The sequence below is a fragment of the Lactobacillus sp. W8093 genome, from assembly GCF_016100925.1.
Classification (GTDB): domain Bacteria; phylum Bacillota; class Bacilli; order Lactobacillales; family Lactobacillaceae; genus Lactobacillus; species Lactobacillus helsingborgensis.
Genome location: NZ_JACFRL010000003.1, coordinates 64,663 through 76,155 on the forward strand (window position 1 = coordinate 64,663; position 11,493 = coordinate 76,155).

1 protein-coding gene is annotated in these 11,493 nt (G+C 35.1%); it reads left to right on the top strand.

What is annotated here, in order from left to right; all coding sequences use genetic code 11:
• The first annotated feature begins 446 nt into the window (after window positions 1-446).
• A complete protein-coding gene (locus tag H3T47_RS02735; RefSeq protein ID WP_199282466.1) occupies window positions 447-10,595 on the top strand; it encodes an SLAP domain-containing protein in 10,149 nt (3,382 codons plus the stop codon).
• Window positions 10,596-11,493: the final 898 nt, after the last annotated feature.

The window sequence follows — 11,493 nt, forward strand, 5'->3', positions numbered from 1 at the left end:
GACTACAATTAGTTATTTTTAAAAGAGACGTGGTTTCCTCTTTTTCTGTAAAATCTAGTTAAAAAGCGTATAAGTCAAACAGACAAAAATGATATAAACAAGTCAGAAAAAATTATGTTTACCTAATTAATCGTGTTAAATAAATCACAAGCATATTCATGTATACACAGCAAAACAGTATTTTGTATATTATATATGAATATTATTTCTTAACTAAATTGAGCTTATAAATCATATATAAAGTGTGTATAATCAAATTTAATTATTGTTATTTTAATCAAAAATATGTTTATAAAACTGCATTGAATCATAAAATATAGTTATTTAATAAACCAAAACTTTAAATTTAATTACCTATTTTAGTGCATAATAATGTTACTAAATTGACAGTAAAAATAATAGGACTTAAAATTAATATGTAATCATAATTTTGAGAAAGGATTATTATGCTAGGTAAAAATAATAATAAGGAAAGAATACGTAAAATGGAAATGCAGGCAAAGCAAGACCACTTCTCAATTCGTAAATTGACCATTGGTGCTGCTTCTGTCTTGCTTGGTTTTACTTTCTTTGGCTTAAGCAATCAAACAGTTAAAGCTGATACAGTTGATCCGGCAAATGAAGAAGTAAATTCTCAAAAAAATGAGAATGAAACAACTAAAACAGAACAAACAAAGGGTACCTCAAAAACTGTAACTACAGAAAAGCAGTCAAGTCAAGATAATACAAAGCACGATTTAAGCACTTTTTCTGGTTTAAGTTCGTTTTTAAAAGATAGTGACTCAAAAGCTAGTCACAGTTTTTCAACTGGTCAGGAAAAATCAGAAAAGACAACCTCTGAGCCAACAAATAGCTCGGAACAACAGTCTAGTCAGGATCAACAAGCCAATGATGTTTCATCCCCTAAAGGAGATACAACAAAGCCTGTTGATTCAACTGATGTAGTAGCGGAAGATTCAAATGCTGCTGAAAACACAGAAATAAATACTAGGGATGTTGGTGTAGCACAGGTCCATAACTTTACTGAACTTATAGCTGCATTTCAGAACGAATCTATTTCAGAAATTGACGTCATGAACGATATTACTGACGGACCAGAGAATGGATCACAAGCATACTACTTCTATGGCAGGAAAATGCTGATTAAATCCGCCGGCAATGGTAATACCAGATTCAAGGTGGATTTGAAAGGTAACCACCTCCAATTAAATAGTGGAAGTACGCAGGATTTAGATATAATTTACGATAACCTTGATTTATGGAGTGCCGATATCTGGGGCGTCATCATGACTGATGATTACAACAAGGACGGGCATTTTTCAAAAGTAACGTTTAATAATGTTAATTTCCATGGTTCGCAAATGGTTCACTGTGGTAACAATACTAAAATTTACTTTACAGGAACTAACTATGGTGAAGTGACTCATACACCATATCCTGGCATTACAATCTCAAGTGGTGATGTTCAACAACTATTTGAATTTACAGGTTCAAACAACTCAATTGATTTTAGCGGTACTTTTACCGGTAAAACCGTCGGTGGTAACGTATTAGAAATGGCTGGGAGCAACAATGTTGTTAATATTGCCAAGGATGCCAAGGTAACACTTGCTCCTCGAATCTATGTTCCTAATAATAACTTAGGCTCTAACGCTGCTGAACATACTGGGCTTCCTTTGGCCATCGCCATGTTAGGTAATAATGAAGCCGTCAACGTTGATGGTGAGCTGAATATTATTACTGGTAGCGATCACTATAGTGGCACAAATGACAACGATCAATCCAGTGCAATCCTGATCAATGATGGCAACTCTGTTTTTAATATTAATAGTGATGCGAAAGTCAATATTACTACTAACGGTGATATAGCTAATAACTGGGGCAATAGAAACCTGATTTATGATGGTGGTAATTTTAACATTTTACCAGGAGGATCGTTAAACATTAACGGTTCAAATATGGGCGACTATTCTGGCACGTTAGTTCTTATTAAGGGTACGGCTAATATAGAAAACGGTGGTTTCAATATCGTTCTTGGAAAGCTAGGTCCAAATGGTAGATACGTAGATGGCGGTAATGGCCAAATACTTTTGGTAGATGTGCAAGGCGGGAAGTTATTTGTTAATAATCCTACCTCATTAATTTTGAATGTCCAGGGCAATACCAATCCTGCTACGAGTATTATCGGCACAATGCCGATTACCTTAACAAATGTGCGGCAGCAGTTTGATTTGAGCTCAACACAAACTGGGGTTGGTAAAGTAACATTGCCACCATTTCACGTTTTAACTGTTAGGAAAACTGACAATACAATTGCAGTTGATAATATTGAGTTGCTTAATGGTCAAGAAAAGCTAACTGCAGATAAATTAGCAGAAATTAAAGCACAGGCAGCCAAAGCTCATATTTCACTTGATAAATTGCCGGCTGATGTTCAAAATTCGTTGACTGATGGTATTAAGAACGGCTGGACTTACGATCAAATCTTTTCGGATATTATTCAAAAAGCATTCAACAATAGCAATAATTTTGGCTATAACAACATTAGTTTTATTCCAGCCAATCCGAGTGGTTTTTTGGATATTGATCCTGGTAAGGTACAGATAACCAGAAATTCTGATGGTTCACAAACAATTTCCGGTGAACCAGGCAGCGTAATTAATTATAATTCTACTGTTGATGGTCCGGATTCAGATCCAGAAAATTTGAAAAACCCATTTAGTTTGATTCTCCCAGTTGCGACTAAAGCATATATTATGGCTAATTTAATCGATAGTATGGGAGTAAAAACTGCGTGGACACCAAAGGATCAAAATGGCAAGAATTTAATTGACAACCCATATTCGCAAACAAAAGACACCATAAGAGATTCAAGCAACAGTTCTTTGAACCCTTTACCAACACAATTTGCAGCAATTGTAAATGATGATGGTTCATTTAGTTTTAATATTCCAGCCGATCAAACGATTAAGTTTGATAAAGGCTACTCTGTAGAATTAACTCCAAATGCAAACTTTGTTAGCTACGATCCGTCTAGTGTAGCTGCAGGACGTCGCCCAATAATTAAAAACTTGGATATTCTAACTTTATCAGATGCTCAAGATCAAGCTGCAAAGGCAATTAGTGATGCGATAAGTGATGCGAAAATTCATAGACCTAATAATCTATCTGATGCTCAAGTTAAAGACTTTAATGAACAGTTAGATAAAGTTGCGTCTGCTGCATCCAAAACAGTTGATACTAATAACGAAAAAACTTCAGTTTATGCTTCAAGTGCAAATACTTTAACAGAAGTTAACAATCGTAAGAATGCTGCCCTTGATGCAATTAAGAATATCGTGAGTCAGGTGCAAAATTCTTCCACTATCGAGGCGTCTCGCGATAGCGCAATAACTAATTTAAATAATGAAGCCACATTGCAGTCAAAGAGATTTCCTACAATGATAGATGCAATTAATGCTGCACGTGATAAAGCAATTAATACTATCAAAGGTATTCAAGCTGATAAAGGTATTACTGAGGCAATGAAGAATGGTATTAATGCAATTGATCAGGCAGCTTATGGCTATAAAAAGAGTATTGAAACTGATCTTAAGCAAAAAATTGATCAAGTCTATGTTGATGCTCACAAGCTTGCAAATGATCCTAACTTAAGTCAAGAAGAGAAGGATGAAGTAGTTAATTTACCGACTCGTCTGGCTCGTGCTCAGGCTATCGCTCAACCAGAAGGCGATATTGAAAAAGATCTTGACCAAGTATCAGTAGATGGGCACCAAAAAGAAGCTCAAGATATAATTGATAAAGTTAACAAAACAATTCAAGCACTAAAAGATTTACAGGCTGTTGCTCAAGATGAAATTAACAACCATGCCGATAAGACTGCAGAAATAAGGGATTCTTATAATAAAGCAGTTCACAATATTATCACTGGTGATGATCCCGATGGTTCCAAGGGTAAGGAGTCTATTAAAGATATAAATGCTGATCAAGAAGCAAGTAAAATTAATGCTGCAGCGGCGGCTGCCAAACAGCGAGTGCAGAATTCAGGCATTAGCTTAGATCAACAGACTCCTTTATTAGATGCAATTGATCAAGCAGCAGAAGTGGCAACTGCTAAACCAGGAAGTTCTAAATATGATGAGCAAAAGTCAATTTACGGAACATCTGATAACACTGCGATCCAACAAAGAGAAACAGCAACACAAACTATTTTTGATCAAAATGCCGCAAAAGCTGAAATCATGGGATATGCAAATGCTAATGAAAATTCGCTAGGCGTTCCTTCAAACTCTGAAATAGAAAAAACAGTAAGTGATGGTTTGACTAATATTGATAAAGCCAGCGATTCTGCTGCTGTTTCGACAACTGAGGAGTCAACTAAGCGGTCAATTTTAAGACAGCTTTCTAAGATTAAACTTGCTAAAGTAGAAAGCGATATTGAAACCCAACTGCGTAGTTTGCCGGGCTTGTCAGCAAATGATATTGACGATAGCGTGGCAAATGTACAGAAATTGCTCAATAATTCAAACACTCCTCTTGGTTATAATCAACGCATTGATCAGGCAGACAGCTTAACTGCAATTGATTCAGCGCGTAATGATGGTATTGATGCCTTAAACAACTTACTGGCTTCAGCTAAAGCTAATGGTGAGCGTAACAATTCTTTGGCTGATGCTATCAAGCAGATCAGACAAGCGCAAACAAACGCTAATAATCAAATCGATCAGACAAGCAATCTGACTGATGAACAAAAGAAAGCATATCATGATCAAATCAGCAAGGTAGTTAACGACAATATCGATACTTTAAACAAGGTCGATAGTTCTAAAATCGCTGAGACAGTCACTAACGCTAAAAACAGTATAGATAATATTGTAAGCGATGCACAGGGTACTGCCAATAAAGAGGTAGAAGAAGCTAGAACAAATGCTGCTCAAGACATTGATACAGCTGTTAATGATGCAAAAGCTAAAATTGAAAGCATTGATGATAGTCAACTCAGTCCTTCAAATAAGAAGTATTATGAAGACCAAATTGATCAAGATGCCCAGGCTGCAAAGGCTAAAATTGCTTCGTCTCAAAATGTTTCTGATATCATTTCGGCAAAGCAAGAAGGTCAAAACAATATTCTTAAAGATTTAGGTGCTGCTCAAATCACAGCCACTAAGGCGCAAGCAATTAGTAAACTGCAACAGGCCAAGGCTAATGCCAAAAATACTCTTGCAAATTCTCATCTTGATCCGGCAATAGTTCAAGCAAAACAGGACCAAATTGATGCGGGTTATGATCAAGCAATCCAGGCGATCACTAATGACCATACAGTAACTGATATTAACACTGATGCTCAAACAGGAATTGATGCCATTAATTCTGTTATTAATTCTCTTTCTCCTGATCTCGAAGCTCAGGCCTTAGAACAACAGCGTCAAACTGCAATTGGAAAATTAAAAGATGCGCGTGATTCTGCAAGCAGTCAGATTACTAATGATCCTAATTTAGGAGTAACCGAAAAGAATGACTACTATAATCAGATTACCAATGCCTTCAATCAGGCTCAAACTGCTATTCAAGGTGCAGGTAAAGATGATATAGATGCAGCATTAACTAAAGGTAAAAACGATTTAGCAAACATTCAAACTGCAGCAAACTTGCAGTCTGCAAAAGACCAGGCTTTAGCAGCTCTAATGGATGAGCGTAATAAAGTAAAAGAGCAGATTGGCAATATGGATCAGATTACCAGTGCCAACAAAGCAGAATTACGTGCAAAAGTAGATGCTACTTATGATATTGGTGTTAATGGAATTAATGATAAAAACACCACTACCAATGAGCAACTTAATAAAATTGTCCAAAATGGTAAGTCATCAATTGATGATGTGATTAGTGACGTAAATGTTAATAAGATCCTTAATAAACAAAAGCTTGATGATTATGCTCAAAAGGCGATTGACCAAATTAATAATTCGTCAGACATTACCAATGATGTCAAGACAACAACTGTTAATAACATTACATCTGTACGCGATAATGCAAAATCAATAATTGATTCTACAAATGCTGTCTCTGATGCTAATATAGCTGAGAAAAAGGGCGAATCAGCTATTGATGCTGCAGAAGCTGCAGGTAATGGTTTTAATACATCTAAAACTGATACTAAAAATAGTATTGCCAATGCTGCTACCAGTGCCAAGAATCGTTTAAGTGACATTTATAGCAAATTGTCTGATGACCAAAGAAATAAAGTAAAAAAGCAATTTGATGATGCAATTAGTCAGCTTGAGTCAATCCCAACGGATGCAAATAGTAAAATTGACGCAGCCACAAATAAAGAACAACTAACTGGAATTTATCAAGATGCATTAAATAAAATTAATAACATTGAATCTGCTGCCAAGTTAGCTAGTGATAAAGTTGTTGCCACCGATTTGATTAAAAATACAGCATACGCGGCTCGAGCTAAACTAAATGATTCACGAGACCAAAATGCAGTTTTTGCAGTGGCTGATTTAGGCATTAATGATATTGGCGCGGCCAATGACAGCGCTACAGTTGAGAAAATCAAAAATAATACCTTACAGGGAATTAGTAACGTAGTTGCTAATGCAAGTAAGAGTGATGCAGAGGATATCCGTAAGCAAAGAGATCAAGCAATTAAAGAACTTGATAAAGCTCTTGGAAAAGGCTCAAGTGATACCGGTGTTCTACCAGAAATAAATGGTTTAAGTGATTTAACCTCTGATCAGCTGGCTAAGTTTAAACAACAAGCACAAGATGCTTATAATCATGCTGTTGCAAACGTCAGTGGCGCTCTATCTGAAAATATTGATACAGAAAAGAATACCGGTCTAAGCAACATTTACCAGGCTTTGGCTGATGCTAAACTGCAAGCAGATAAAAATAAGGCAAAATCTGCTTTAGATGATAAAGCCCAAACTTCAATTGCTAAAGACGCTAAAGACACATCTACAATTGAAAGCGAGCGGGATAAGGCAAAAGCAAATATTGATAAAGCTAAAAATCAAGATGATGTGCAAAAGGCTCAAGATGAGGGTAATAAAGCAATTGAAGCAATTGTTGATACAGCTAATGATGAGAACATTACTAACGCTAAGACTTCTGCTAAAAATGATTTTGATAATTCAACTAATAAATTACAACAGCAAATTGATCAAGACTTGGCTGATAAAAAATTAGGTCAAGACCAATATAATGATTTGAAGAATAAAATTGATCAAATTCGTCAGTCAGGTGAAACTAGAATCAACTCTGCTACCAACCAGGATCAATTATCTGATGCTAAAGGTCAGAATAATGCTGATTTGAATAAAGTTAATAATGAAATCATCAAAGCAGAATCTGTCAATAATGCGTTGACTAAGTTGCAAGATGCAGTTAACAAGGCAAACGAAGCTGCAGATAAGATTGCTAAAGATAATCCTAGTTTGGCAGATCAGATGAGAGATCGCATTAAGTCAGAACGTGATAAAGCTGCTCAAAATATTCAAGCTGCTCAAAACAATGCGACTGATGCAAATAGTGCAATGAATCAAGCAGCGCAAGCTGGTAATGATGCAATTACTGGCTTAACTCAGCGATTCGAAGAAAAGAACAAGCAAATTAATACTCTGAAAGAATATGCTGAAGCTGCTAAGGCAAAATTACCAAGTTCAGGACTTGATCCAACAGAAATAAGTCAAAATGAAGCTGCAATAAATAACGCAATGCAAAAAGGTGTTAGCGACTTATATGGTGCTGATGATAATGCAGACTTAGGTCAAGTTGAAAAAGCTGGTGAAGCCGCTATAGATCAAGCAGGTATTCCAGCCAATTTACTAAGTGAAAAGAATAAGCAAATTGCGGCTATTGATAAGTATGTCAAAGATAAGGGCAGTATTAGCCAAGTTGCCAGCGATTTAACTGATCAGCAAAAGGCGGATTTACAGGATCAACTTAATCAGCTGGTTCAAAAGACCAAGGATGAAATTAGTAAAGTTGCTTTACCAAGCAGTCCGACAACAACAGATCTCGAAAATGCTAAACAAAAATTGCAAAATATTGAAAAGGGGCTCGATAGCGAAGGACACCCAATCAATTTAGGTGAAACTGGAATTAACCAGCTTTATCAAACTGCCCAAGATAAAGAAAAAATATATCAAATTAAGCAAAATGCTATTAATAATCTTCTTGAGCAAAAAGCAGAAGCTGATAAAAAGCTTGAAGATTCTGGTTTAGTAAACTCTGATTTACAAAAACAAAAGCAGAAGATTCAGGATATTTACGATCAGAGCAAAGCAAAGATTAACGCAGTTCCAACAATAGATAAGAACGGAAATGAACGTTCTACAGATGACGTCAAAAAGGACGTTGACCAGATTGTCAACAATGCAACTCAAGGATATTCTGATAATAATTCCGGCAGTCATATTCCTGGCTTTGCTGATGTCGAAAAAGATACTGATCTTGCTGCTGCCAAAGCAAGGGCAGAGGATATTTTACAAAGAAAATATGCAACAACTCACAATATTATTGGCTCATCTCAACTAACTGCTGCTCAAAAGAAAACATTAAACAAGATAGTTGATGATTTATATGCAACTGAAAAAGCAAGCATAGAGCAGCAAACTGATATCAACAAAATTCCGACTGACGAAAATCAAATTGGTTCTAAGCTAACTGATACTTATCAAAATACTTCTGAATGGTTTGATTATAATCAAGCTAATGCCTTAAAGGGTGCTGGAAATGAAGTAACAGGTTTAGAAGCCGGATACAATGGGCTAACAAAAGAACAAAAAGCCAATCCTGATTATCAAAGGAATATTCAGGCTATACGTGAAGCAATTGATGCAATTAAGCATTCAACAAATATTGGCTCTACAACCCAATCGTATAGCAAAGGAATCAATGCTTATAATGAGCTAATGGCCAAAGAACAAGTTAATGATATGTTTAATAAAGCAAAGGACACGCTTAATGATATAGATAGTCTACTTCCTGAGGATAGAGATCATTTCAAAAATAGACTTGATGGCATACACGGAAGTATCAACACTGTGCTTACTCAGGATGCTCAAGCTGATGCATCTTATGAAAATATTGCCAATCAGATGAACCATGATATTGACATGACAAGACAAGCAATTGATCAGTTAATGCAGCAAGCATTGTACACAGTTAAGAGTTCTGCCAATAGGGATATTGAGGCTGAGTACAAAGGTGCAGTTGCTCAGAACCAAAAATACTTTGGTGAGTCTGCATGGATTTATGCAACTAACAGTGAGCATGATAAATATAAATATATATCTGGTAATTCTTACGATGAAGTTTCGAATAATAGACTAACTGGAATACGGGAAATTGCCAAAGCTGCTGTTTCTGATGCTGCTACTAATGCTAAGAAGAAAATTGATAATAACAAAGTAAAGCATGAGAATGGTGATAATTATACTAATGATGAAAAAGCTGTGATTAAGACTGAAATCGACCGCATTTTAGCTGATGCTCAGGAAAAGATTAATCAAAATAATACTCTAACTGATATTGACGGCAAGCGTGACGATGGTATTGAGACGATTAATAAGGCTTCATCGGATTCAACTGTCATTGATAAAATTATTAAAGATAGTGCCAACAATAACAACAATGGCAATAATAACTCTAACAACGATGGAGGCAATTCTACTTCTAACAGTAATGGTAATACGACTTCCAACCCTGTAAATCCACCTAAGCAGCCAACTACTGATAAAGAAAATGGAACAAATGGTGCGCCAAATGACTTAGGTGAAAGCACTAATGTGACTTTAATGCACAATGCTTATCTTTATGACGAAGATGGTAAACGCGCAAACAAGGTTACTTTAGGAGCTGGCTCTACAGTTATCACTTATGGTACCAAGACAATTAATGGTAAAGAATACTACGTTCTAGTTGATCAAGGTGCTAACAATAAGAAATATTATGTTGCTGCAACTAATGGTCAAGCTACTACCCAAAAAGTTAAGCATAATTCTTATGTATATAATCAAGTGGGTAAGAGAGTTAAGAAGTCTGGAGTGTTCAAGAAAGGTAAAACAGTTAACACTTACGGTGCAGCAGTCAAAATTCGCGGTAAGAAATACTTTACTATTGGTAAAAATCGCTATATCAAAGCTGCTAACGTTGCACCAGTCACGGCAGCCCAAACTGCTAAGGAAGAAGTGACAGCAACAAGTAGCAATACTGATACTCCAACAACTACTGTAGTCAAAAAGTTAATGCACAATGCTTATCTCTATGATGAAAACGGCAAACGTGCCAACAAGTTAATCATTAATTCTGGTTCAGAAATAGAAACTATTGGCAAAAAGACGGTTAAGGGCAAAACATATTATGCCTTAGCAGATGGTCTACTGATAGATAGTGGCAATGTTGACGCTAAGAAATTAAAACTGAAACATAATGCTTATATCTATAGCAAGTATGGTCATCGTTTAGGTAAAAAAGTTTTGAAGAAACATAAAGTTGTAAAAACTTATGGTAATCCAGTTAAAATCGGTCATAAGAAATTTTATGTTGTAGCTAGTGGTAAATATGTGAAGAAGGCAAACTTTTAGGCAATTAATCTTTAAGATTGACTAGTTGCTAAAACCACAAAATACTCCAAATTTAAGGTAAATTTGGGGTATTTTTGCGTCTGGACTTTTTATTAAAACACTATTCTAGCTAATTACTGCTAAAAAAGGTTTGCAGCTTTAAGCTGCTAGTTGCTTTAACATAAATAATTGGATATTACAGCGCTTTGCTTTCTGGCAGTAATTCCAGACAAGTAATTTTAGTTTAATAGCAGGAAAAGTAACGGATAATAAATAGCCACTGAAATTTTAAAAGAAAGTCTTAGTTATTAAGTATGTGACTGTTGATTTGCTATAGTTTTAATGCCGGCAAAATGATCATAACAAAAGAAGTTACATTTCCAGACTAAAATTAGCACTTCCAGGGTTAGAATCAAGCGAAAATTATTTTGATGACCAGTCAGAGTAGAAATTAAAGGTCATCATTTCGTGTCTGTTAACGAAGTGATCAAGTCGCAAAATCACCTATTTAAAAAAGTTATTTCAGTTTATTTAAATGATATTACTCCCAAGTTTTGGCCAGATTTGGGAGTATTTTTGTGGGCCAAAATTTACTACTAATTTAAATAACATAGTTAAAAATAATAAATAAATAAGTTATAACTAAAAATAATTTGTATGTGTTATTTAATATACGAAAACACACTAGATAAATTTGTATCACAAATGTAATAAAAAACATTTTTAAACTAATTTACAAAATATTTTTTCCTTTAATCACTTTTAGTTATTTTTATTTAATTGGCTTAAATGTTAGTAAAATAGTAACTTGTAAAAATAATAAAGTTATTTTTAATCAGAATTAACAATTTTTAAAAATAACGGTTATTTATAGCTTAACACCTATTGCTAAATACTATATTGACAATTAATAACGCTA

Bases quoted from the DNA above. Each gene is read 5' to 3' on its own strand.
- H3T47_RS02735 (WP_199282466.1), top strand. From the start codon at position 447: ATGCTAGGTAAAAATAATAATAAGGAAAGAATACGTAAAATGGAAATG.